At 64.5% G+C, this 21,072-nt stretch carries 25 protein-coding genes and 2 tRNA genes; 10 read left to right on the forward strand and 17 right to left on the reverse strand.

The features are described from left to right. Positions 1-42 precede the first annotated feature (42 nt). The 9 genes from atpE to MO486_RS10685 all read right to left on the reverse strand — a co-directional run bounded on the left by atpE (position 43) and on the right by MO486_RS10685 (position 7,896). Positions 43-309, reverse strand: a complete 267-nt coding sequence (atpE, locus tag MO486_RS10645; protein WP_242907306.1) for a F0F1 ATP synthase subunit C — start codon at positions 307-309, stop codon at positions 43-45. 70 nt (positions 310-379) lie between these two features. After that, positions 380-1,207, reverse strand: coding sequence for a F0F1 ATP synthase subunit A (gene atpB, locus MO486_RS10650; RefSeq protein WP_242907309.1), 828 nt, complete (start codon positions 1,205-1,207; stop codon positions 380-382). A gap of 10 nt (positions 1,208-1,217) precedes the next feature. Beyond that, entirely contained in the window at positions 1,218-1,586 is a 369-nt protein-coding gene (locus tag MO486_RS10655) for an ATP synthase subunit I (RefSeq protein WP_242907311.1), read from the reverse strand. A gap of 420 nt (positions 1,587-2,006) precedes the next feature. Next, positions 2,007-3,782 (reverse strand): dihydrolipoyl dehydrogenase, encoded by a 1,776-nt coding sequence (gene lpdA, locus MO486_RS10660; protein ID WP_242907313.1) that lies wholly within the window; start codon positions 3,780-3,782, stop codon positions 2,007-2,009. Positions 3,783-3,807: 25 nt separating this feature from the next. Next, positions 3,808-4,557, reverse strand: coding sequence for a hypothetical protein (locus MO486_RS10665; protein WP_242907315.1), 750 nt, complete (start codon positions 4,555-4,557; stop codon positions 3,808-3,810). 12 nt (positions 4,558-4,569) lie between these two features. Then, entirely contained in the window at positions 4,570-4,695 is a 126-nt protein-coding gene (locus MO486_RS10670; protein ID WP_242907317.1) for a 2-oxo acid dehydrogenase subunit E2, read from the reverse strand. Positions 4,696-4,704: 9 nt separating this feature from the next. Continuing rightward, complete coding sequence (gene lepB, locus MO486_RS10675; RefSeq protein ID WP_242907319.1) at positions 4,705-5,595, reverse strand: signal peptidase I; 891 nt, start codon at positions 5,593-5,595, stop codon at positions 4,705-4,707. Beyond that, positions 5,592-7,001, reverse strand: a complete 1,410-nt coding sequence (gene aceF, locus MO486_RS10680; protein ID WP_242907321.1) for a dihydrolipoyllysine-residue acetyltransferase — start codon at positions 6,999-7,001, stop codon at positions 5,592-5,594. Before aceF ends, lepB begins: the two co-directional genes overlap by 4 nt. Before the next feature lie 157 nt (positions 7,002-7,158). Then, a complete protein-coding gene (locus MO486_RS10685; protein ID WP_242907323.1) occupies positions 7,159-7,896 on the reverse strand; it encodes a DUF2884 family protein in 738 nt (245 codons plus the stop codon). A 175-nt stretch (positions 7,897-8,071) separates the two neighbouring features. On the opposite strand from MO486_RS10685, the gene MO486_RS10690 reads away from it, so the two are divergent. Then, positions 8,072-8,275 carry a hypothetical protein gene (locus MO486_RS10690; RefSeq protein WP_242907325.1) on the forward strand — a complete coding sequence of 68 codons (204 nt, stop codon included), beginning with the start codon at positions 8,072-8,074 and terminating at the stop codon, positions 8,273-8,275. Between the two features lie 200 nt (positions 8,276-8,475). Further along, entirely contained in the window at positions 8,476-9,108 is a 633-nt protein-coding gene (locus MO486_RS10695) for an OmpW family outer membrane protein (RefSeq protein ID WP_242907673.1), read from the forward strand. 95 nt (positions 9,109-9,203) lie between these two features. On the opposite strand, the gene MO486_RS10700 is transcribed toward MO486_RS10695, so the two are convergent. Then, positions 9,204-10,106, reverse strand: a complete 903-nt coding sequence (locus tag MO486_RS10700; protein ID WP_242907327.1) for a DMT family transporter — start codon at positions 10,104-10,106, stop codon at positions 9,204-9,206. A gap of 196 nt (positions 10,107-10,302) precedes the next feature. Here MO486_RS10700 and MO486_RS16400 point away from each other — a divergent pair, with 196 nt between their 5' ends. The 5 genes from MO486_RS16400 to MO486_RS10720 all read left to right on the forward strand — a co-directional run bounded on the left by MO486_RS16400 (position 10,303) and on the right by MO486_RS10720 (position 13,828). Beyond that, on the forward strand, positions 10,303-10,437 hold the full coding sequence (locus MO486_RS16400) for a hypothetical protein (RefSeq protein ID WP_255746725.1): 135 nt from the start codon (positions 10,303-10,305) through the stop codon (positions 10,435-10,437). Positions 10,438-10,813: 376 nt separating this feature from the next. Further along, positions 10,814-10,883 (forward strand) — tRNA-Arg (locus tag MO486_RS10705). Continuing rightward, positions 10,884-10,955, forward strand: a tRNA-OTHER gene (locus tag MO486_RS10710). Positions 10,956-11,431: 476 nt separating this feature from the next. Further along, entirely contained in the window at positions 11,432-12,556 is a 1,125-nt protein-coding gene (locus tag MO486_RS10715; protein WP_242907329.1) for a slipin family protein, read from the forward strand. A gap of 57 nt (positions 12,557-12,613) precedes the next feature. Further along, positions 12,614-13,828 carry an RtcB family protein gene (locus tag MO486_RS10720; RefSeq protein WP_242907330.1) on the forward strand — a complete coding sequence of 405 codons (1,215 nt, stop codon included), beginning with the start codon at positions 12,614-12,616 and terminating at the stop codon, positions 13,826-13,828. 95 nt (positions 13,829-13,923) lie between these two features. Here MO486_RS10720 and MO486_RS10725 read toward each other — a convergent pair whose 3' ends face one another. The 3 genes from MO486_RS10725 to MO486_RS10735 form a co-directional block, all read right to left on the reverse strand. Then, positions 13,924-14,373, reverse strand: a complete 450-nt coding sequence (locus MO486_RS10725; protein ID WP_242907332.1) for a hypothetical protein — start codon at positions 14,371-14,373, stop codon at positions 13,924-13,926. Between the two features lie 172 nt (positions 14,374-14,545). Next, positions 14,546-15,352: a transporter gene (locus tag MO486_RS10730; protein ID WP_242907334.1), complete on the reverse strand. Its 807-nt coding sequence runs from the start codon at positions 15,350-15,352 to the stop codon at positions 14,546-14,548. 70 nt (positions 15,353-15,422) lie between these two features. After that, entirely contained in the window at positions 15,423-16,250 is an 828-nt protein-coding gene (locus MO486_RS10735) for a hypothetical protein (protein WP_242907336.1), read from the reverse strand. Between the two features lie 201 nt (positions 16,251-16,451). Between MO486_RS10735 and MO486_RS10740 the strand changes: the two genes are divergently transcribed. Beyond that, positions 16,452-16,994: a DUF1415 domain-containing protein gene (locus MO486_RS10740; RefSeq protein WP_242907338.1), complete on the forward strand. Its 543-nt coding sequence runs from the start codon at positions 16,452-16,454 to the stop codon at positions 16,992-16,994. A 97-nt stretch (positions 16,995-17,091) separates the two neighbouring features. Here MO486_RS10740 and MO486_RS10745 read toward each other — a convergent pair whose 3' ends face one another. From MO486_RS10745 to MO486_RS10760, 4 genes are all read right to left on the reverse strand, one after another. Beyond that, positions 17,092-17,805, reverse strand: a complete 714-nt coding sequence (locus MO486_RS10745; protein WP_242907340.1) for a pseudouridine synthase — start codon at positions 17,803-17,805, stop codon at positions 17,092-17,094. Next, complete coding sequence (locus MO486_RS10750; RefSeq protein WP_242907676.1) at positions 17,802-18,812, reverse strand: class I SAM-dependent methyltransferase; 1,011 nt, start codon at positions 18,810-18,812, stop codon at positions 17,802-17,804. The genes MO486_RS10745 and MO486_RS10750 overlap by 4 nt, the downstream gene beginning before the upstream one ends. A gap of 84 nt (positions 18,813-18,896) precedes the next feature. Next, positions 18,897-19,322, reverse strand: coding sequence for a hypothetical protein (locus MO486_RS10755; RefSeq protein ID WP_242907342.1), 426 nt, complete (start codon positions 19,320-19,322; stop codon positions 18,897-18,899). Then, the gene (locus MO486_RS10760) at positions 19,319-19,885 is read right to left on the reverse strand and encodes a sigma-70 family RNA polymerase sigma factor (RefSeq protein ID WP_242907344.1); all 567 of its coding nucleotides are present in this window, start codon (positions 19,883-19,885) and stop codon (positions 19,319-19,321) included. The genes MO486_RS10755 and MO486_RS10760 overlap by 4 nt, the downstream gene beginning before the upstream one ends. Positions 19,886-20,008: 123 nt before the next feature. Between MO486_RS10760 and MO486_RS10765 the strand changes: the two genes are divergently transcribed. Together MO486_RS10765 and MO486_RS10770 are read left to right on the forward strand one after the other, a co-directional pair. After that, positions 20,009-20,344 carry a DUF6249 domain-containing protein gene (locus MO486_RS10765; RefSeq protein ID WP_242907346.1) on the forward strand — a complete coding sequence of 112 codons (336 nt, stop codon included), beginning with the start codon at positions 20,009-20,011 and terminating at the stop codon, positions 20,342-20,344. Between the two features lie 393 nt (positions 20,345-20,737). Further along, the gene (locus tag MO486_RS10770; protein WP_242907348.1) at positions 20,738-21,004 is read left to right on the forward strand and encodes a hypothetical protein; all 267 of its coding nucleotides are present in this window, start codon (positions 20,738-20,740) and stop codon (positions 21,002-21,004) included. The last annotated feature ends 68 nt before the right edge of the window (positions 21,005-21,072 follow it).

Genomic DNA, 21,072 nt, shown 5'->3' on the forward strand with positions numbered 1-21,072 from the left:
GGCACTTCTGCAACAGCGCGGGCGCAATGCCCGCGCTTCGGCTTAGCCCTGCAGCGCGGCCAGCAGCGGGTTGGCGAACGCGAACATCATCGCCACGCCGACGCCGATCAGGAACGCCGCGTCGATCAGGCCGGCGAGGAGGAACATGCGGCCCTGCAGCATCGGGACCAGTTCCGGCTGGCGGGCGGCCGACTCGAGGAACTTCGAGCCCATGATGCCGATGCCGAGCGCGGCGCCGAGTGCGCCGAGGCCGACGATGATGCCGATGGCGACGGCGGTGAAGGCCTGGACGTTGGCGATGAATTCCATGGTGTATCTCCGGGTTAGAACAGTGCGTGGAAGTTGAAAAGGTTGAAGCGAAGCTTTGGAACAGTACGAATCAGTGATGCTCGTGCGCCATCGCGAGATACACGACGGTCAGCACCATGAAGATGAAGGCCTGCAGCAGGATGATCAGGATGTGGAAGATCGCCCAGCCGGCGTTGAAGATCACGCCCGGAACGAAGGTGATCCACGAGGCGAACAAGCCGGCGATCAGCATGAACACCAGCTCGCCGGCGTACATGTTGCCGAACAGTCGCATGCCGAGGCTGACCGGCTTGGACAGGTACTCGACCAGGTTTAGGAACAGGTTCGGGAGTGCGAGCAGGATCTTGGCAAAGGTGCCGTGCGCGTGGAACGGCGCGGTGAACAGCTCCTTGGTGAAGCCCCAGCCGCCCTTGGCCTTGATCGAGTAGAAGATGATCAGCAGGAAGACGGTGATCGACATGCCGAACGTGGTGTTGATGTCGGCGGTCGGCACCATGCGCAGGTAAGTGTGGTGCGCAGCTTCCTTGCCGGCGGCCAATTCGATGGCCTTGCCCGGCAGGTCGAGCGGCAGCAGGTCGATGGCGTTCATGAAGAACACCCAGACGAAGATGGTCAGCGCCAGCGGCGCGATGAAGCGACGGTCGCCGTGGAAGGTGTCCTTGACCTGGGTGTCGACGAACTCGACCACCATCTCGACGAAGGCCTGGCCTTTGGACGGCACGCCGGCGGTCGCCTTGCGTGCCTGACTCCAGAGCAGGAAGCAGCCGAGCAGACCCACGGTCAGCGCGATCACCCACGAGTCGACATGGAATGTGAGACCCGACACCTGCGCAGTGTTGTGCGTGAGGTGATGGACGATGTATTCGGTCAGACCGCCGCTGCTCTTTTCCGGACTCACGCAACCATCCTCAGGTCCACAGTTTTGTTGCAATCAGGAAAGCTGCCGCGGCCAACGCCGCCCCAGCCAGCACCGGCAACGCCGGCAAGTGCCATACCGCGATCGCCAGATACAGCCCGACGATCACTACGATCCATTTCGCCGCCATCCCAAGCAGCAGTCGCCCGAGTACCACTCCGGCACCGGCCACACCACCTCCGAACGCCCCCCACGCGGCCAACAGGCTGCCGAGGGTCATCGCAGCGCCACCGGCCAGCGCTCCGAGCGCGGCACTGCGTCCAGACAGCAGGCAGGCCAGCGCTGTCGCTAGCGTCGCCGCGGCCTGCAGGGCCACCGCGCGCTGCGCCAGCCGCCGACCAGCAGCGGCAGAATTCAGCACGCGCGTGATCCGGGGGAGTGGCAGGGGCTGCGGGCAGGCTTTGCAATCAAAACCTCCCCGCGGAGCCGCAAAAGTATAGCAGTCGGCCATTTTCAGCGGCAACCGCCGAAAGGCGTGAATTTCCATACGGGGTGCACCTGTAGGCGTATGCGCGCCGGCGCTGCACGCATTCGTGCACGGAACCTTTGCTCGCCCTCCGGGTCAGTCCTGCGGAGGCCTGCTTCTACTTCCTCGTCGGTCCTCGTGGCAGGTCTTCGGAAGCCCCGGCGTTCGCGTCGGGGCTTCGCTTTTTGCAGGAGCTGTGTGGGGGGCTATGGCATTTGTGGGAGCGACGCAAGTCGCGATGGGGGAGCTCAACGACCACTTGATCGCTACTTACGTCGCTCCCACAAACCCCACAAAACAGGAAGAGGTGCAGCCTCAGCCCTTCTTCCTGGGCACGTACAGGTCGGTGATCGTGCCTTCGTAGACCTCGGCCGCCATGCCGACGGATTCGCTCAACGTCGGATGCGGATGGATGGTGTGGCCGATGTCGGCGGCTTCGGCGCCCATCTCGATCGCGAGCCCGATTTCACTGATCAGGTCGCCGGCATGCGGGCCGACGATGCCACCACCGATCACGCGATGCGTGGCTTCGTCGAAGATCAACTTGGTGAAACCCTCGGTGCGCCCGATGCCGATCGCGCGGCCACTCGCCGCCCACGGGAACTTGCCTACGCCGTAGTGCAGGCCTTTGGCCTTCGCCTCGGTTTCGGTGACACCAACCCATGCGATCTCCGGATCGGTGAATGCGACCGACGGAACTACCCGCGCAACCCATTCGCGCTTCTGACCAGCCGCGACTTCGGCCGCGAGATGGCCTTCATGCGTTGCCTTGTGCGCGAGCATCGGCTGTCCGACCAGATCGCCGATCGCGAAGATGTGCGGCACGTTGGTGCGCATCTGCCGGTTCACCGGGATCAGGCCGCGCTCGGTCACGTTGACGCCAGCCTTATCGGCGGCGAGCTTGCCACCGTTCGCGGCACGACCAACTGCGACCAGCACGCGGTCGAACAATTTCGTTTCTGGAATGCTGGCACCGTCGAAAGCGACGCTGATGCCATCCTTCTGCGCCTTGGCTTCGACGACCTTGGTTTTCAGGTGGATCGCGACGCCCTGCTTCTTCAGGCGATCGGCGAGCGGCTTGACCAGGTCGAGGTCGGCGCCGGGCATCAGCTGATCCATCAATTCGACGACGGTCACTGCACTGCCGAGTGCGCGGAACACCGTCGCCATCTCCAAACCGATGATGCCACCGCCGACGACGAGCAGCTTGTTCGGAATCTCGGCGAGCTCAAGCGCGTCGGTGGAATCCATCACGCGCGCATCGTCCCAGGGGAAGCCCGGCAACTTCACCGGCTGGCTGCCGGCGGCGATGATGCATTGCTCGAAACGCAGCAGTTTCTTCCCGTCGGCGCCGTCGATCTCGATTTCATTCGCCGACACGAACTGCGCCACACCCGTCGCCACGCGCACCTTGCGCTGCTTGGCCATGCCGGTCAGGCCCTTGGTCAGCTGGCCGACGACCTTGCCCTTGTAGTCGCGCAACTTGTCGAGCGTGATCTTCGGTTTGCCGAAGTCGACACCGTAGTCGCTGGCGTGCGCGGCTTCATCGATCACCGCAGCGGCATGCAGCAACGCCTTCGACGGAATGCAGCCGACGTTGAGACAGACGCCGCCGAGTTGCGGGAAGCGCTCGACCAGTACCGTGTCGAGACCGAGGTCGGCCGCACGGAACGCGGCGCTGTAACCACCCGGACCGGCGCCGATCACGACGATGCGGCATTCGATATCGGCCTTGCGGCCGCTGGCTGACGCAGCCTTGGGCGTGGGCGCTGCGGGTTGTGCGGCAGGCGGCGCAGCGGGTGTCGGCGCTGCAGGCTTCGGTTCGGCCTTTGCCACAGGCGCCACGCCCGCATCCACGCTTTCGACGATCGCCACGACGCTGCCTTCCGACAGCTTGTCGCCGACCTTGACCTTCAATTCCTTGACCACGCCCGCCACCGACGACGGCACTTCCATCGTCGCCTTGTCCGATTCCAGCGTGACCAGGCCCTGGTCCTTCGCCACGGTGTCGCCGACCGCGACCAGTACTTCGATCACTGGCACATCGTCGTAGCCACCGATATCGGGAACCTTGACTTCGATCATGGGCATGGCTGAAACGTCCTGTCGGGGCCGATTAGGGCTTGGGCGGGTTGGCGGTTTGGGACGACACGGTGTCCTTGGGTGCGTCCGGATTGGTCCAGTCGTCACCCCAGTCGAGATCCTTGGCAACAGTGGGGAAATCGGCCGCGAGCGTTGCCGACAATTCGTCGGTGAGCGTTTGCAGCTGCTCCCAACGGCGCTCGCGCTTTCCCGCGCGCTCGTCGCTGGCTTCGATCAACAGCTCGACCTGCTCGCGCATCTTCGCGAAGGCGCCGCATCGCGGCGGCGGACCACTCGCGCGCAGGCTGCCGATCGCGAATGTCCAGGCTTCGGTGTCGTCGAACATCGCGGGCGCGCCTACCGGCGAGGCGACCGACAGCGCGCGATACCAGACATCCAGCAATTCCGTCGCCACGGCGGCCGGGATCGGCACATCGTTGATCTCCGGTTCCTGCTCGACCCGCAACACCAGGTTGTCGCCTTTCCAGTAGCGCACGCGCTTGTCGGCTTCTACATAGCGCAGCGTCCAGTCATCGCCACTGGCGATGCCCGCGGCGCTCGGAATCAGCATGAGCCCGCTTTCGTTGTCTTTTTCCGGCAGGCGCGTGAGCGAGAGCGCCGGCGGCTCGGTGAGTCCGGCCGAGAACAACTGCTCCACGGCCGCGCCCCAGTTCTGCCCCGCCACTGGCCACCCACGGCCCAGCGTGTTGGCGCAGGAGCCCTTTTGCGCGCTGGCCAGCGGGGCCGCCAGCAATGCCACGATCAACAACAAAACCCGTCTCATCTCAACATCACCTTAGAGCAGTACGCGGCGCATATCCGCGAGGAGCTGCGCAAGATACGCGGTGAATCGCGCCGCCGCTGCGCCGTCGATCACACGGTGGTCGTAGCTCAGCGACAGCGGCAGGATCAGGCATGCCATGGGGCGTCCTTAACGTGCATGCGCGGCGGACAGCGAGCCGATCCGCGCAGTTTCGATGGTGTGCGTGATAGGGGAATACGAGAACCAGATGGCTTTCACCTTGCCGCGCAAGGCTGAGACAGGGACAGGTCCCTGGAATCGACTGTCTGCGGCATTGAGGCGGTTGTCGCCCATCAAGTAAACCTCGTCGGACCCGAGTTTCGCGGAGGGAAACGGAATTGCTTCGACAGGAATCGGATTGCCTTCAATTTGGATGTAGGGCTCATCGAGGACGTTGCCATCGATGGCGGCGCGGTTGTCGCGCGTCACGATCGTCTCGCCGGGCAGGCCGATGATGCGCGCAATCCACATCTGTTCTGGATGTTCCGCGGGCACGTAAGTCACGATCTCGCCGCGACGCAACGCAGTCCGCTCACCGGAACGCGCGTCGACGGTAACGAAGTCGCCTAGTCGCAGCGTTGGCTGCATGCTGGTCGATGGGATTCGATACGTTTCGTAGCCGAACACTTCCCCGCGATGCCTGACAAACCAGTCCGCGAAAAGCCAGTTGACCAGGACCACGCTGGCGATCGCCAGCCAGACATAGTGGTACCAGCGGTTGTACCAACGCGGCGGCGTGCCAACGGGCATCGCGCGCGCGAAACGGAACGCGAGCACCAGGGCGGCGATGGCCGCCAAGATCAGGAGCGCCAGAAGCCCGTAATACCCCAACAGCGATGCCGGCAGGCCGAGCCGACCACCCACCAGCATCAGCAACGGTGCGATCGCCACGAACACAAAGCCCCACGCCATCCTCCGCACGTAGGCGAAGCCGACCACGGGCAGGAAGAACGTCAGCAGCAGCGCCAGTGCTCCGCTGCGGCGCGAGAGCCCCCCAGGACTTGCGACCGCTTCGTTCACAACAACACCCGGCGCATGTCGCCGAGGAGCTGCGCAAGATACGCGGTGAAACGCGCCGCCGCTGCGCCGTCGATCACACGGTGGTCGTAGCTCAGCGACAGCGGCAGGATCAGGCGCGGGGCGAACTGCTTGCCATCCCACACCGGGCGGATGGCCGACTTCGATACGCCGAGGATGGCGACTTCGGGCGCATTGACGATCGGCGTGAACTTGGTGCCGCCGATACCGCCGAGCGAGCTGATCGAGAAGCAGCCGCCGCTCATCTCCGCCGGGCCCAGCTTGCCTTCGCGCGCCTTGGCGGCGAGCTCGCCGGTTTCCCTGGCGATCTCGATCACACCCTTCTGGTCTACGTCGCGCACCACGGGCACGACCAGGCCATTCGGCGTGTCGGCGGCGAAGCCGATATGGAAGTACTTCTTCAGCGTGAGGTTCTCGCCGCTGGCGTCGAGCGATGCGTTGAAGTTCGGGAATTTCTGCAGCGCGGCGACGGACGCCTTCATCAGGAAGGCGAGCATGGTGAGCTTGATGCCCGCCTTTTCGTTTTCCTTGTTGAGGGCGACCCGCAGTGATTCCAGTTCGGTGATGTCGGCATCGTCGTGCTGGGTGACGTGCGGGATCATCGCCCAGTTGCGCGCAAGGTTGGCGCCGCTGAGTTTCTGGATGCGCGTGAGCGGTTTGGTTTCGATCGGGCCGAACTTGGCGAAGTCGACCTTGGGCCACGGCAGCAGGTTCAACCCACCACCACCCGCCACCGGCGCAGCGCCGGCAACCACGCCACTGGCCAGTGCATCCTTGACGAAGCGCTGCACGTCTTCCTTGCCGATGCGACCGCCGCGCTCGCTGCCCTTGACCTGGGCGAGATCGACGCCGAGTTCGCGCGCGAACATGCGCACGGCGGGACTGGCGTAAGGCACTTTGTCTGGCAAGAGTTCGTCGGCGGTGAACGCGATGGGCGGCGTACGCGGCGGTGCGGCTTCGGGATCGACACCGGGCTTGCCGTCGAGCGTGGTGGGCGCCTCGATGGAGCGCTGCGCCAGTTTGTCGGGTTGCGCCGCGACGATGGCCGGCTCGACCTTCGCACCGGTTTCCGCAGTTGCTGTCGTCGCCTGCGGCGCCACTGGTTCCGCCCGTTGCGGGGCTGCCGGCTTGGCTTCGGCAGCGGCCGCGCTGGATTCGATCACTGCGACCACGCTGCCTTCCGACAACTTGTCGCCGACCTTGACCTTCAATTCCTTGATCACGCCCGCGAACGGCGCCGGCACTTCCATCGTCGCCTTGTCCGACTCCAGCGTGACCAGGCCCTGGTCCTGCTGCACCGTGTCGCCGACCGCGACCAGCAGTTCGATCACAGGCACGTCGTCGTAGCCGCCGATGTCGGGGACGCGCGCTTCCTTGAGTTCTGCCATGGGGCTCAACCGTGCTGGAACAGGACCGCCATTGTCGCCGCCAGCGCGTGCGCACGCCAAGCACAAAAAAACTCCCGCGGTGCGCGGGAGTGGGGAATACGCCATTGCAGGCGTGGGGATAGTTTCTGGAGATACCAACCCGCGATCGTTCGCGGGACTATTTGTGGCGATTGACCTTGGCTTCGAGTAGCTCGAGGCGCTGCCCATTCGGCAGTCGATACTCCAGCGCATCGTCGATCGCGTCGAGGGCTTCCATGCGCTGGCACAGCGTTTCGGCGCGCCGTTCCAGCGCCCTCGCCCGCGGTTCGACGCGGGCTTCGATGTCCTTGTCCATGTTCTCCATGCGCTGCAAGCGCATGGTGTCGCCACTGAGGGCCGCCCGCACGGCGCCGCCGACGATGTCGCCGATCAGGCTGGGCAGTACGTCGCTGACGGCGCTGCCGATACCCTGGCCGAGATCATGGCCATTGAAACGGGTCGGCGTGACCGAGCGCGACAGGCGCGCATCGAGTTGCGCGCGTGCCTTGCCCAGCTTTGCGCGAGTCTCCTTGGGGTCGCTGCTGAAACCGGCAGCGACTTCGCCAAGCGTGACGAATGCGATCTCGGCGGCATCGTGGCCGATTTGCTGCGCGACCACCATCGTCGCGCGCGCATCTCGTTCGTAGTCCCTGATGCGCTTGCTGTCGGCCGCAGTCAACGTGACCCATTGGTCGTCGATGAACAGGCGGCCTTCCCGCATCACGATGGCCTTTGGCGTATCGCTTTCGCGGGTGAAGATCACGCTTTTCGGGGTGATGTGGAAGTCGTAGTCGCTGTCGACGTCGCAGCTGATTTCCTTTGCCCCCGCATGCCCAGCAAACAGCAATAGAACGCTCGCAAACACCATGCCACGCATCGTGCACTCCTTCGGGCATCTGCCCGCACGCCTGCAGCATGCGCGCGCCGGCCCGGCAACGTCAGTGCCGATCGATGGCATGACTCTCGTCATAGGGCGTCCGGCACTGCAACCCTGGCCTGCAACGGCGCATCTTTAGCTGTGTGGATCCCCCAACCACAGCGAGGTATCGGTCATGCGTTCCCTTCAGCACGTAATGTGGCGCGGCGTGATGGCGCTGAGCCTGCTGATGCTGGGCATCGGCAGCGGCTTTGGATTCCAGGAGGCGCCGGTGGCGGACATCGCGACGCCAGCCTGCGATGGCGATGCGATGGCTGCGCGCGAGGACATTAAGATCGAGCCCGTCGCACAGACGGACGCCCTGCCTGCACGCGGTTGAGATTGCAAGCGCAATCCTGAAGCACGCGTCAGCGAAGTGATCTGTCGGTGAAATCCACGCAGTGAATGCGCGCCGTGGTGAAGATCATGCGCGCGGCGTAGTGGAGGTTCATGCGTCTCTGGCTACGGTGTTCACTGCCCTACTCCCGGGCAGCTTGAACAGAAGAGGAGATCTGCATGCTGAATATCCGACATTTTCATTTGCGAACCTTGAGCCTCGCCACCGTCGCCGCGATTGCATTCGCGCCGACAGTCTTTGCGCAGGACACCACGACCAGCCAGCGCCGCTTCTCGGTGGTCGGCGGTTACGCCCACATGGTGCCGAAGTCGAATCCTGACGGCACCGTGTTGGGTTCCAAGACTGACCTCGACGGCAGCGGCGCACCGACCCTGAGCGGCAGCTGGTACCTCAACGACAACTTCGCAATCGAGTTGTGGGGCGCGGCCGACCGCTTCGAGCACGACGTGAACCTCGCCAACGGTTCCCGCGGCACGATCAAGCAGCAGCCGGTGGCGTTGAGCGGCCAATATCACTTCGGCGCACCGGACAAGACGGTCCGTCCGTTCGTGGGCTTGGGTTACTACCAGTCCAACATCAACGATGAGCAGTTCGATCCGGCACTCACCGGCAATCGCCATGTCGGTTTTGGCACCCCGAACGGCCCGATCGCCACGGCCGGCGTCGATTTCAACATCACCGATCGCTGGTTCACCCGCGCCGATGCCCGTTACATGAAGGGCGACGCGGAGGTGAAGCTGGCTGGCCAGGAGACGGGTGAGGAAGTGCAGCTCGATCCGTGGACGGTCGGTGTCGGCGTTGGCGTGCGGTTCTGACGACCGCAATGCCATGCAACCGCAACGGGCCCGATCGGGCCCGTTGCTATTAGCGTCTGCGGTTGGCTTCGTTCGTTACGGTGATCGCAGCAGGATCAAGGATGCTCGGCCTCGACATGCACGCGTTCGCGCCGCAGCAGGTACAGGCCACTGGCCACGATGATCGCCGCACCGAGCCAGGTCACCGCATCCGGCAGCACGCCCCAGAGTGCGAGATCGAGACCGACGCCCCAGACCAGTGCCGTGTATTCCAGAGGCGCGATCAGCGATGCCTCGCCGAGGCGGAACGCTTCGGTGATCGTGTACTGCCCGAGTGCACCGCCCAGACCGATGCCGAGGATGATCCACAGGTCCTCGCTCCGCAGCGGCACCCAGCCGGGCCACGCCAGCGCGCCAGCACCGAGCGCCATCAATGCCATCAGCCACACCACCATCGCCTGGGTGGAATCGGTGCGCGCCAGGATGCGCACGGTGATCGCCGATACCGCGTACCCCAGTGCAGCGAGCAGGACCGCGAGACCCGCAATGGTCAGTACGCCTTCGCCAGTCGGCCGCAGCACCACCAGCACGCCGAGCAAGCCGATCGCGATCGCGATCCAACGCCGCGGCCCGACGTGTTCGCGCAGGAACGGCACCGACAACGCGGTGATCAGCAATGGCGCAACAAAGAAGATCGAGTACGCAGTCGTCAGCGGCAACGTACGCAGCGCATAGACGAAGCCCGCCATCATCGCGATGCCTAGTACGCCGCGCAGCAGGTGCAGCGACCAACGCACGCGGAGCAATGGCCCGACCCCGGTCGTCGCCAGCGCCCACACCAGTACGAACGGCAACGACGAGGCGCCGCGCAGGGTCGCAACCTGGAATGGCGGGTAGTGCGCCGTCAGCAACTTGAGGCCTGCATCCATCAGTGCAAACAGGCCGACCGCGGTCAGCATCAGGAAGATCGCGCGCGTGCGGCGCGCAGCGGTGTGGGCGGAAGTCGTGGCGGTGTCCATCGCCATAGGATGGAGCAAGCCGTGTGCGAATGCTCGCACTGCGGCTTCGTCGATCGATGCAAAGAACTTCTTCCCGTTCTTTCTTGCATGCAAGCAATCGACCGTTCGTCGGAAAAACACTTGCAAGTAAATTTGCATGCGCGTAACGTGCGCGCCCTCGCCACGTGGCGATAGATTTTTTCAGAGAACGACTTCCATGCGACCCGCCTTCGACATCGCGAACAAGCTAACGCTGCGGCCATCCGGCCACGGCACGGCTGCGTGCGCGCCGACGAGCTGCGCGCTGGTTATCAGCGGCCGCGGCATGGAAGACGCGCTGACCATCGACTGATCTCCAATTCGCGGAGGTCGGTCACCCCGACCTCCGAGGCACGCGAACGCCCTCGGACTCGATATCCGGGGGCGTTTTGTTTTTGCCGTTCGCAAACGGAGAGTCACAGTTGTCGCGATGTTGCATCGCGCCCCGAAGCATCCGGACAGTGCTGGTCCGAGTCAGGGAAGACCGCTGAGGCGCGCAAGCGCTGTGCCTGGATGCTTCGGCACGGGCGGTGGGTGATGCGGCATCGCAAACGAATTGGCGCCTGATAGCAGGCGCCAATGCGAAACATCGATCGGACAGTTTTCAGCGGCCTGGACTCGTGAGTTCCAGCCGGTGCGCGCGGCATTGCCGTGGCGTATGCCGAGGCTGCGAGGCGGTGTTTCGAAGCGACGGTAGCTCAGAGGTTAGAGCAACGACTTCGAGTCGTGTGTCGCCGGTTCGAATCCGGCACGTCACCACTGGATAGCTCAGTCGGTTAGAGCATCGGACTTGATTCCGAGAGTCGCGGGTTCGATTCCCGCTCCAAACCAACGACCTTTCACGTCGTTTGTCAGGGACGCAAGTCCCACACCAGGAAACGCCCCGTGCGGCGTTTCGCCAAACGATGCGCTTCGGCGCATCGCGCAACGGAACGCCACAGCGGTGATGTCGCCGGGCCTGCGCCCTTGAAGCAGGCCGGTCGTTGGCGGAACACGCAACGCGACAGCGGGATCGTCGCGTTCGTCGGAAGGCAGCGATCGCCCTGCGGAAAGCACGCGGGCTCCGCGGCATCGGCGTCAGGGGCGTTTCCACCTTTTTCTTCTCCTCCCTTTCGCCAAAGGCGAAGGGGAGGGTTGGTGAGGGTGCTTTTGATCTTGCTTATGCAACCGCAAAGTCAAAAGCACCCCCTCCCAACCTCCCCCTGCGCTTCGCGCAAGGGGAGGAGCAAAAGCAACGCGCGACAACCGATCCATCGCGCAATCAATTCATCGGGTCGGACCACCCAGAACCACAAGGAGAACGTGCCATGTTCTGGAACAAGAGGATCGTGATCGGCGACGGCGAGCGCGGCCTGATGTATCGCAACCGTCGATTCGAGCGTGTGCTCACCGCGGGCGTGTACCGCATCTTCGACCCGTTGAAGCGCGTCGACATCGTCGTGCACAACATCGCCAGGCCGGAATACAACGGCAGCGATGCCGATGCACTGATCGTCGCGCTCGGCGACAAGCTCGGCCAGACCTTCGTGCTCGCCAACTTCGGCATGCAGGAAGTCGGCCTGGTGTTGAAGAACGGCAAGCTCGAGGACGTGCTCGCACCAGGTACCCGCAAGCTGTATTGGAAGGGCCTGGTGCCGGTCGAGGTGCAGGCGGTATCGCTGGCGGACGGCCTGGAAATGCAGGCCGACGTCGTGAAGCGCCTGCGCCAGCTCGGCGTGCTCGAGAAGGTCGCGGTGTCGCTGGTCGTGCCGGCGGAGTCGGCGGGCCTGGTGTTCATCGACGGCAAGCTCGCGCGGTTGCTCGAGGCCGGTGCCTACGCCTTCTGGAACTTCCAGAAGAACGTGAGCGCCGAGGTGATCGAGTTGCGTGTGCAGTCGGTCGAGGTATCGGGCCAGGAGTTGCTGACCAAGGACAAGGTTTCGCTCCGCGTCAACCTCGCCGCCAGCATCCGCGTGACCGACCCGGTCGCCGCGCGTACCAAGGTCGCCAAGTACGGCGACTACGTGTACCGCGAGCTGCAGTACGGCCTGCGCAAGGCGATTTCCGCCAAGACGCTGGACGAGCTGCTCGGCGACAAGGCTTCGCTCGACGCCGACATCTTCGGCTACGTGCGCGGTCGCGTGAACGAGCTCGGTGTCGAAGTGCTCGGCGTGGGTGTCAAGGACGTGATCCTGCCGGGCGAGATGAAGGAGATCCTCAACAGCGTGGTGCAGGCTTCGATGGCGGCCCAGGCCAACGTCATCCGTCGTCGTGAGGAGGCGAACGCCACGCGTTCGTTGCTCAACACCGCCAAGCTGATCGAGGAGAGCCCGGTGCTGATGCGGTTGAAGGAGCTGGAGGCTCTGGAGAAGGTCACCGAGAAGATCGACAAGCTCACCGTGTTCGGCGGCCTGGATGGCGTGCTGAAGCAGCTGGTCAGCTTGAAGCAGTAACTCGGCGCGGTCGGAGGGAACCGACTGCGTCGATCTTTAATCTAAGGAAGGACGACCATGAATACGCAATACGAATTCCTGCACGCCGAAGGCGCCACGCCGATCAAGGGCTGGGTGCGCGGCGTGCCGCTGGAAACAAAGGCGCACCAGCAACTGCAGAACATCGCCTCGCTGCCGTTCGTCGGGCCGTGGGTGGCCGTGATGCCCGACGTGCACCTCGGCATCGGCGCAACCGTCGGCTCGGTGGTGCCCACGCGCGGCGCGATCATTCCGGCCGCAGTCGGCGTCGACATCGGCTGCGGCATGGCCGCGGTACGGACCACGCTGCGCGCGAACGACCTGCCCGATGACCTCGCGCAACTCCGCAACTCGATCGAGCGCAGCGTGCCGGTCGGCAACGGACCGGGTGGCGATCATCGTCGCATCCCGGACAGCATCGACACGCGGCTGGAGCAATCGCACCTGATGGTGCGGCTCGACGCCATCCGCGCCAGGCATCCGAAAATCCGCCCCGACAAGGTCGACAAGCAGATCGGCACGCTGGGCGGCGGCAATCACTTCATCGAAATCTGCCTCGACGAAGCGGACGCAGTGTGGGTGATGCTGCACTCGGGCTCGCGTGGCACCGGCAACCTGATCGGCACCTACTTCATCGAGCTCGCGCGCAAGCAGTTGGAACAGCGCGTGCTCGGCTTCCACCTGCCGGACAGGGACCTTGCGTTCTTCCTGGAAGGCGAGCCGTTGTTCGACGACTACGTGGAAGCGGTGTCGTGGGCGCAGGACTACGCACGCAACAACCGTGAAGCGATGATGTCGCGGGTGCTGCACGAGATGCGCCACCGTTTGCCGAAGTTCCAGCTGGAGAAGCTGGCGGTGAACTGCCATCACAACTACGTGCAGCGCGAGCAACACTTTGGCGAGTCGCTGCTGGTGACGCGTAAAGGTGCGGTCAGCGCACGCGAAGGCGAACTCGGCATCATCCCGGGCAGCATGGGCACGTGCAGCTACATCGTGCGTGGCCTCGGCAACGCGGACAGCTTCCACAGCTGCAGTCACGGCGCCGGGCGCGTGATGAGCCGGACCCAGGCGCGCCAGCAGATCACGCTGAAGCAGCACCGCGAGGCCACGGCCCATGTGGAATGCCGCAAGGACGCGAGCGTGATCGACGAATCGCCGGCCGCCTACAAGTCGATCGACGCGGTGATGGCCGCGCAGGCCGACCTGGTGGAAGTGGTGCACACCTTGCGTCAGGTGGTGTGCATCAAGGGTTGAACCACGCCGCTCCGGATGGGGCGGCGTTTTTTATATGCGTCGACAAAAGAACGGCGACGATGTCCGTCGCCGTTCTCAGGGCTACCGACTATGGATCAACGCGCCGGCTTGATATGGAAAGAGCCGACATCGACGCCGATGTTCACGCCTTCGCCGCTGCCGGCCAAGGCGAGCGACACCGTGCCCTTGGTGAGCAGGTTCGTCTCGGCGGACTTGACGATGCCAGCACTCGCGCCAGCCTGGGCGTAGCGTCCGTACACTTCCTTGATGTTGTGCACATCGGTGAAGCGGCCGTTGCCGTTGTCGATCTTCCATTTGCCCGCGGTCAGGCCGAGGCCCTTGGCGGTGATGCGCACCGGCAGTGTCTCGCCGTTCTCGCAGCGCACCGTGCCGGTGCCACTGGCGTGCTTGTAGACCAGCGACCAGTTGGTGAGCTGGTAATCCAGCTTGCAGTCGAGGTCGTTGCCAGCGTAGGCCTGGGTGGAGAAGGCCAAGCCGGTCGCGCACGCGATCGATGCGAGCGTTGCGATCATGGTCTTTTTCATGTTGCCTCCTCTGTATGTGTTCTTTGTAGAACACGCGCACAGTGTCCACCTTGCGCCTGAACCTCATGAAACGGCGCGCGTTTTCTTCAGCGCAATGTCGATGAGTTGATCGTGGCGTGAAAAAGAAACGGCGGCCGAAAGGCCGCCGTCTGCATCACGCCATGTTGACGAATCAGAACGCGTGCGAGAACGACACGCCGCCGCCCCAGTCCGGGCTGCCATCGGACAAGCCCTTGGTGGCGTACACCTGCCACTTGCTCGCCTCGCTGGCCTTGACGCTGTAGAAGCCGGTGATCTCGCTGCGATCGTCGCTGGTGGTGGTCGCCGCTTCGCGCCAGTCGTACATCACGCCGAAGCTGTTGCCTTCGCCGACGGCCCAACTCAGGCCGGCATTCGCGCCCCACACGCTGTCGGCATCGATGAATTCCGAATCGCCGAGCACCGTATGCGAGACGCCGCCAAACACCGTGGTGCCACCGACGTCGCCATAGAGGTCGAGGGCGATCCCATAATCGTTCTCGCCGGTGCCCAGGCCCTTGTCTTCATCGGCGGTGGCGATCTTGGCGTTCGCGGTGAGATCGACGCCGACCGCGCCTTCGGTGTTGAACGCATAGGTCGCCGCCAGGCGCAGGTCGCCGATACCGGAAGCGGTGCCGGTTTCGGTGCCGGTCGGTGCAGTGTTGCCACCACGGCCGCGGCCGCGCGGATTCGAGTTGCCGACATTGCCCAGGCCCGGCACGACGCTGGCGTCGCCATCGATGCGCATCCACGGCACGCTCGCCTTCCAGGTCCAGTTGCCGCTGTTGTACTTGAAGGTCAGCGGCACCGAGGTGATCTCGGTGGTGGTGTCGGTGCCGTAATCGCCGCTGCTGTAATCGACGCCAATGCCGAACGAAGGACCATCCTCGGCGTAGGCGGCGCTGGCTGCCAACACGCCCGCGCACAGGATTGCAGCACTCTTGATTGAAACGGACTTCATCGGAACTCCCCTATGGATTGACAGCAAGACGGGCGCCGTTGGGCGCCCGTCGTCATGACGAAACTATGGATTACGGACGACCGCCGCGCTCGGGCTTGCTCGGACGTTCCGGGCGCTCGGGCTTGCTCGGACGCTCGACGCGCTCCGGGCGACTCGGACGATCGACCTTGGCGACGCGTTCCGGCTTGCCATGGTCGGCCTTGGCGCTGCGCTCGGCCTTCGCGGTGCGATCGGTCTTGCCCTTGGCGGTGTCGCTCTTGCCCTTGGCCTTGGCGGTGGTTTCCGTGGTGGTGGCGTCGGTTTCCTCATCGCTGGTGGTCGGGGTCTTGCCCTTGCCCACCACTGAACCAAGCTTGAAACCCAACTCCTTGGCGATCTTGCCCCAACCCATGCCGTCGGCGCGCATCTGCAGGAGGCCGTCGGTGGTCGTGACGGTGCCATCAGCGTTGGTGACCGAGGTACCCGTCAGCGCTTCATCGAGGCTTGCCGCATCGCCGGAGGCGATCAGCTTTTCGGCCATCGCCAGGGTGATATTCACTTCACCCCAACCCATCGGGCCATTTGGGTTTTCGATGGTTGCGGTGGTCGTCACCGTTTCGAACTTGAGACTGCCGTCCGGGTTGGTGGCCTGGGTGCCGTCCGCGTTGAGGACGGGCTTGGTTTCCGTCGTGGTGGTGGTGAAATCACCGCCGCTGCGCAGGTCGGTCACGATGTCCGTCGCATCTTCCGGGAAACCTTCGACACCGGAATAGCGATCGACGAGGCGATCCTTCGGCACGCTGGCATCGGTTTCGACCGTGTTGTCGGTCGCGGTGTCCTGCGCGAACGCAGGTACGGCCGCGAACAGCGCAAAGCTCAGCGCGGCCGGCAGCAACAGGATCTTCGTCTTCACGTTCATGGCATAGGTCCTTTTTTGACCGAACTGGGAAGCCGTCTGGGAACATCGGCTGGCGCAACGATGCGCGGCGAAGAGCACTGCGACAAGGCATTTCAGGCGTCGCGTTCAGTCTAGGTTCGAGCTGACCGCGAATGCGTGACAGAGCGCACGTCAGCTTCGTGTCGCGTTACTCTGCACGCCCTTCGATCGCGCGTGATGTTCATGAATGAGGCTCACGAAGACGCCATCGGCGCGACCCGGCACTGGCTCGAACGCGCGGTGATCGGGCTGAACTTGTGCCCGTTCGCGAAGGCGGTGTACGCCAAGCAGCAGGTGCGCTTCGTGCTCAGCATGGCGACGACTCCGGAAGCATTGCTGGAGGAGCTCGGCAACGAACTCGTGCTGTTGCGCGACACGCCTGCGGAGGAAATCGACACGACCTTGCTGATTCACCCGCAAGTGTTGGGCGAGTTCCTCGACTACAACGATTTCCTCGACGATGCCGATGCGCTGATCGAGGCGCTGGAACTAGACGGTGAGATCCAGGTCGCCAGCTTCCACCCGCAGTATCAGTTTGCCGGCACCGACCCCGACGATATCGAGAACTGCAGCAATCGTTCGCCATATCCGATGCTGCACCTGCTACGCGAGGACAGCGTGGCGCGTGCGGTGGAGGCATTTCCTGACCCGGATGCGATCGTGGAGCGCAATCTCGAGACGTTGCGCCGGCTCGGCCGCGACGGCTGGGAAAAACTGCTCCTGTAGGAGCGACGTAAGTCGCGAGCTTTCGGTCGCTGAAGCAATCGCGACTTACGTCGCTCCCACAAGGGGCGAGCTTTTCGGTGGTCGAAGCAGTCGCGACTTACGTCGCTCCCACAGGGGTGAACAGGCGATCCAGGTCGCCCGCATCCAACGCACGCCAATCACCGGATGGCAGATCGCCAAGTTCCAGCCCGCCGATCCGGCTGCGATGTAGTGCGGTGACATGGTTGCCAACCGCGGCAAACATCCGTCGCACCTGGTGGTAGCGGCCTTCGGTGAGCGTCAGCGCTGCATGGCGCGGATCGACGACTTCCAATCTCGCCGGCGCCAGCGGCGTCGGTTCCGATTCCAGCAGCAACGTGCCGCTGGCGAAGAGGCCTGCTTCGTCGCCACGCAGATCGTGCGCCAACGTCGCTTCGTACACCTTCGACAACTGCGATTTCGGCGACACTATCCGGTGCAGCAGCGCACCATCGTCGGTCAGCAGCAACAGGCCGCTGGTGTCGCGATCCAGCCGCCCCACCGTCGACAGCAGCGGCGAGCGCAGGCGATAGCGCGGCGGCAGCAGGTCATACACGATGCGGCCGGGATCCTTGGTCGAGCACGTGTAGCCGACGGGCTTGTGCAGCATCAGCACCAGCCCGGCGGGCGGATCCAGCGGTTCGCCGTCGATGCGGATGTCGGCGTGGCTCACTTTGTCGTCGGCGTACAGCACTTCGCCCTGCGGATCGGTGATGCGGCCTTCGCGGAACATCAGGGCCACATCCTTGCGGCTGCCGTAGCCGAGGTTGGCGATCAGCTTCACCAGTTTCATCGCGTGGCCTTCACTGCTTCGATCACCTTGAACCCGTCCTGCTGCGCGACGATGCGCACGCGGCCGAAATTCGCATCCAGCACGGATTCGTACGGCAGGTGCCGGTTGGCGACCAGCCATAACCGTCCGCCCGGCTTGAGCGCTTCGGCTGCTGCGGCAATGAAGCGGCGGCCAATATCGGGCCGGTCGGCACGGCCCTGTGCGTGGAACGGTGGATTGCTGACGATGAAGTCGTAACGCTGCGGCAAACCGGTGGTCACGTCATGCCAATGGAAGCCGAGCGTGGCACGTGCCGCATGCACTGCGAGATTCGCGCGGGCCAGTTGCAGCGCCCGTGCTTCGGCCTCGTACAGATCGAGCGCGGTCACGGCGGGGCAATGCGCCAGCACTTCCGTTGCGAGATAGCCGTAGCCTGCCCCCAGGTCCGCGCCGCAGCCGGCGAAATCGTGCGGCAGGTGCGCGGCCAACAAGGCCGAGGCACGATCGATGCGATCCCAGGCGAACACGCCGGGACGGCTGAGGTACCGACCGTCGAGGATCGGGCGCGGTGCATCCAGCGCGCGCCATTCCGCCGCCAGCGCCGGATCGACTGCGCCTCGCGGAGGCTGCGTCCAGAACACCCGGCAATGGTTTTTCGACAACGTCTGCACTGGTCCGGCGATGCGGACCAGGTCGGCTTCGCCGGATTTGGCGCCTTCGCTGTTGGGCATGCAGGCGATCACGGTGCCACCCGCTTGCGTGCGTTCGAGCGCACGCGCGAACAAGGCGCGCGCTTCCTCGCGCTGGCGCGGCGGTAGCAGCAAGACCAGCGGATAGGTCGCGCGGTCGTCCTCGTCCATCAGCGTGCCGCCGGAATGCTGCAAGGCATCGGCTTCAGGCTTGAAGCTCTGTTCGCACACCAGCCCCGGCAACGCGCGCTGGTGCAGCGGCCAGCCGTCGCGTGCGCGCAGGAACAAGGCGCCGCCCGCCTGCGGCCACGCCAATGCGCCCGTCACGAACGGGAGCATCAGGGTTTCGAGCGCGGGATCGCCGTGGTCAGTCGCCACGGCACGAGGAAACGGAGGACATGCCGCGATTTTACGCGGCAGGACTCAGGCGTGGTGCCGGCTCGACGTGTTGCGCACCTGCTCGACCAGCCACGAAGCACCAACGCAGGCAGCCAAGGCCATGGCCCAATTGAGCGCGACGCCCGAGGACAACGGCAGCAACTCCGCGATCGCCGGCCACCAGCTTTGTCCATACAGCGCCGCAACCACCGCCCCGGACAGGGCCATCAGGGTCACCAGCGCGCGCATCAGGCCTTGCTCGACCCGCGTATCGAGGGGCGCGTTCTGCACCTGTGCGGCCAGTGTTCGCGCGAAGTCCGCTGGCAGCGCATCCGGCAATGGCTGTCGCAACGCGCGGGCGATCACGCGATAGCGGGAGACCAGCGGGTCGTTGGTGCTGGCCGCGCCCGCGCGCTCGTCCTGCAGTGCGCGCTCCTGTGCCAGCCATTCGTTGTCTTTGTCGATGTTCATGCGGCGACTCCTATCCGCGGTTCCAGCGCTTCACGCAGGCGCAGGCGGGTGCGGAACAGATGACTCTTGATGGTGCCTTCGGCGAGGCCGGTGATCCTGGCGATCTCGCTGATCGGCACTTCATCCAGGTGATACAGCGTCAACAGCGTGCGCTGCAAGGGTGGCAGGCGTTCGATCTCGGCGTGCAGGCTGCGGGCGATTTCCTCGTCGGCGCAGGCGGCTTCGAGGTCGAACCCGTCGCCAACGCTTTCCAGCAGCGACAGCCCATCCTCGTCCGCAGTCGGTTCCAGCAGTGGAATGCGCTTGCGCTCCAGGTGGCGCTTGGCCACCGAATAGGCCACCTGCCCGATCCACGACTTCAGCGCGCTCTCGTAACGGTACTGGTGCAGGCACTGGTGCACGCGCAGGAATGTGTCCTGGCACAGCTCGCGGGTATCGTCGGGGTGCCGGACCATCCGTTGGATGATGTGCCAGCACAGGCCCTGGTACTCGCGCACCAGGCGCTCGAACGCGCCCGGCGCATTGGCCAGCACGGCATCCACCAGGGCGCGGTCTTCACTCATTCCCGTCTGGATACGCCCAGGAGGCGTCCGGTTGCAATCACCCGATTACGGCCTGGCTGCAACCGGCTCTTGCCTGCCCGTATCTCTAGCCCCGTAACCCCAAAAACCCTGCGGAGCCCACCCATGAATTTCGAAATCCTGATTCCCATCACCCTGTTCATCTGCATCACCTATGCGATCAAGGCCGTGGTCGACGCCCGCTTCCGCCGGCAGATGGTCCAGTCCAACGGCTCGCAGGACCTGATCCGCGCCATGCTGCAAGGCGAAGAGGCGCGCCAGCGCCACGGTTCGCTGCGCTGGGGCATCACCCTGGTGGCGGTTGCGCTGGGCTTCGGTCTGATCGAAGCGGCCGGCTGGACCGAAATCACCCCGGGCGTGATCGCCGTGCTTGCCGGCGCCACCGGCTTGGGCAACCTCGCCTTCTATGCGCTGTCGCGCAAGATGGGTCTGAACGCCTGATCGCGCTATCGAGGCTTCGCATCCGCAACGCCGCACCAGGGCCTGTTAACGCTATCCGAGCAGGTCGCGCCGGGCCTGACGGCGTGCGAGGCAAGGAAGAGCGAGGGCGCGTATGTCGATACGCAACCGAGTGATGACGCGGCATCGCGCGTCCTCAGGCCCGGCCCTCCGGGTTGCTCCTCAGTGGCCGCCAGCCGGCGCCGCGCGCCTTGTCCTTGCAGCAAGCAAGGCGCTGCGGCACGCAACACCACCTGGCAGCCACTGAGGAGCAACGCGACCTGCTCGGATAGCGTTAACAGGCCCTGGTGCGGCGTTGCGTCGCTAACACCGGCTTTATGAAATCGCAACATCGTTGGCGTCACCATGCTCGCGAACCCACCCTGGAGCAAAGCGATGCGAGCACTCTTCGTCGGCGGCATGGTGGACAACAGCGAACTGGATCTCGACGCAGCCCAGCCGCCTGCGCATTACCCCGAAAACACTGGCGCCGGCCGGCCGCGCTACCGGCTGCACCACATCGGTGAACACAATAGCGATGGCGAGATCGCCTACGTGGTCTATGCCGCACCGGAGCTGGCCGATTACGAGGTCGAGCGCATTGCCAGCGAGCGCGGCTATCCGCGCCGTTTTGACGCCACCCCCGCGCTCGTGACCAGCTAGGGCCTGTTCACGCTATCCGAGCAGGTCGCGCCGGGCCTGAGGCCGTGCGAGGCAAGGAAGAGCGAGGG

This window comes from Lysobacter sp. CFH 32150 (assembly GCF_022758295.1).
Lineage (GTDB): Bacteria > Pseudomonadota > Gammaproteobacteria > Xanthomonadales > Xanthomonadaceae > CFH-32150.

Excerpts from the sequence above, each read along its gene's own strand:
- MO486_RS10665 (WP_242907315.1), bottom strand. The coding sequence starts at position 4,557 with ATGAGACGGGTTTTGTTGTTGATCGTGGCATTGCTGGCGGCCCCGCTG.
- MO486_RS10770 (WP_242907348.1), top strand. The coding sequence starts at position 20,738 with ATGCGAGCACTCTTCGTCGGCGGCATGGTGGACAACAGCGAACTGGAT.
- lpdA (WP_242907313.1), bottom strand. The coding sequence starts at position 3,782 with ATGCCCATGATCGAAGTCAAGGTTCCCGATATCGGTGGCTACGACGAT.
- atpE (WP_242907306.1), bottom strand. The coding sequence starts at position 309 with ATGGAATTCATCGCCAACGTCCAGGCCTTCACCGCCGTCGCCATCGGC.
- aceF (WP_242907321.1), bottom strand. The coding sequence starts at position 7,001 with ATGGCAGAACTCAAGGAAGCGCGCGTCCCCGACATCGGCGGCTACGAC.
- MO486_RS10730 (WP_242907334.1), bottom strand. The coding sequence starts at position 15,352 with ATGAAGTCCGTTTCAATCAAGAGTGCTGCAATCCTGTGCGCGGGCGTG.
- MO486_RS10670 (WP_242907317.1), bottom strand. The coding sequence starts at position 4,695 with ATGGCATGCCTGATCCTGCCGCTGTCGCTGAGCTACGACCACCGTGTG.
- MO486_RS10715 (WP_242907329.1), top strand. The coding sequence starts at position 11,432 with ATGTTCTGGAACAAGAGGATCGTGATCGGCGACGGCGAGCGCGGCCTG.
- MO486_RS10735 (WP_242907336.1), bottom strand. The coding sequence starts at position 16,250 with ATGAACGTGAAGACGAAGATCCTGTTGCTGCCGGCCGCGCTGAGCTTT.
- MO486_RS10765 (WP_242907346.1), top strand. The coding sequence starts at position 20,009 with ATGAATTTCGAAATCCTGATTCCCATCACCCTGTTCATCTGCATCACC.
- MO486_RS10720 (WP_242907330.1), top strand. The coding sequence starts at position 12,614 with ATGAATACGCAATACGAATTCCTGCACGCCGAAGGCGCCACGCCGATC.
- MO486_RS10700 (WP_242907327.1), bottom strand. The coding sequence starts at position 10,106 with ATGGACACCGCCACGACTTCCGCCCACACCGCTGCGCGCCGCACGCGC.
- MO486_RS10750 (WP_242907676.1), bottom strand. The coding sequence starts at position 18,812 with ATGCTCCCGTTCGTGACGGGCGCATTGGCGTGGCCGCAGGCGGGCGGC.
- MO486_RS10690 (WP_242907325.1), top strand. The coding sequence starts at position 8,072 with ATGCGTTCCCTTCAGCACGTAATGTGGCGCGGCGTGATGGCGCTGAGC.
- MO486_RS10740 (WP_242907338.1), top strand. The coding sequence starts at position 16,452 with ATGAATGAGGCTCACGAAGACGCCATCGGCGCGACCCGGCACTGGCTC.
- MO486_RS10725 (WP_242907332.1), bottom strand. The coding sequence starts at position 14,373 with ATGAAAAAGACCATGATCGCAACGCTCGCATCGATCGCGTGCGCGACC.
- MO486_RS10755 (WP_242907342.1), bottom strand. The coding sequence starts at position 19,322 with ATGAACATCGACAAAGACAACGAATGGCTGGCACAGGAGCGCGCACTG.
- MO486_RS10745 (WP_242907340.1), bottom strand. The coding sequence starts at position 17,805 with ATGAAACTGGTGAAGCTGATCGCCAACCTCGGCTACGGCAGCCGCAAG.
- MO486_RS10760 (WP_242907344.1), bottom strand. The coding sequence starts at position 19,885 with ATGAGTGAAGACCGCGCCCTGGTGGATGCCGTGCTGGCCAATGCGCCG.
- MO486_RS16400 (WP_255746725.1), top strand. The coding sequence starts at position 10,303 with ATGCGACCCGCCTTCGACATCGCGAACAAGCTAACGCTGCGGCCATCC.
- MO486_RS10685 (WP_242907323.1), bottom strand. The coding sequence starts at position 7,896 with ATGCGTGGCATGGTGTTTGCGAGCGTTCTATTGCTGTTTGCTGGGCAT.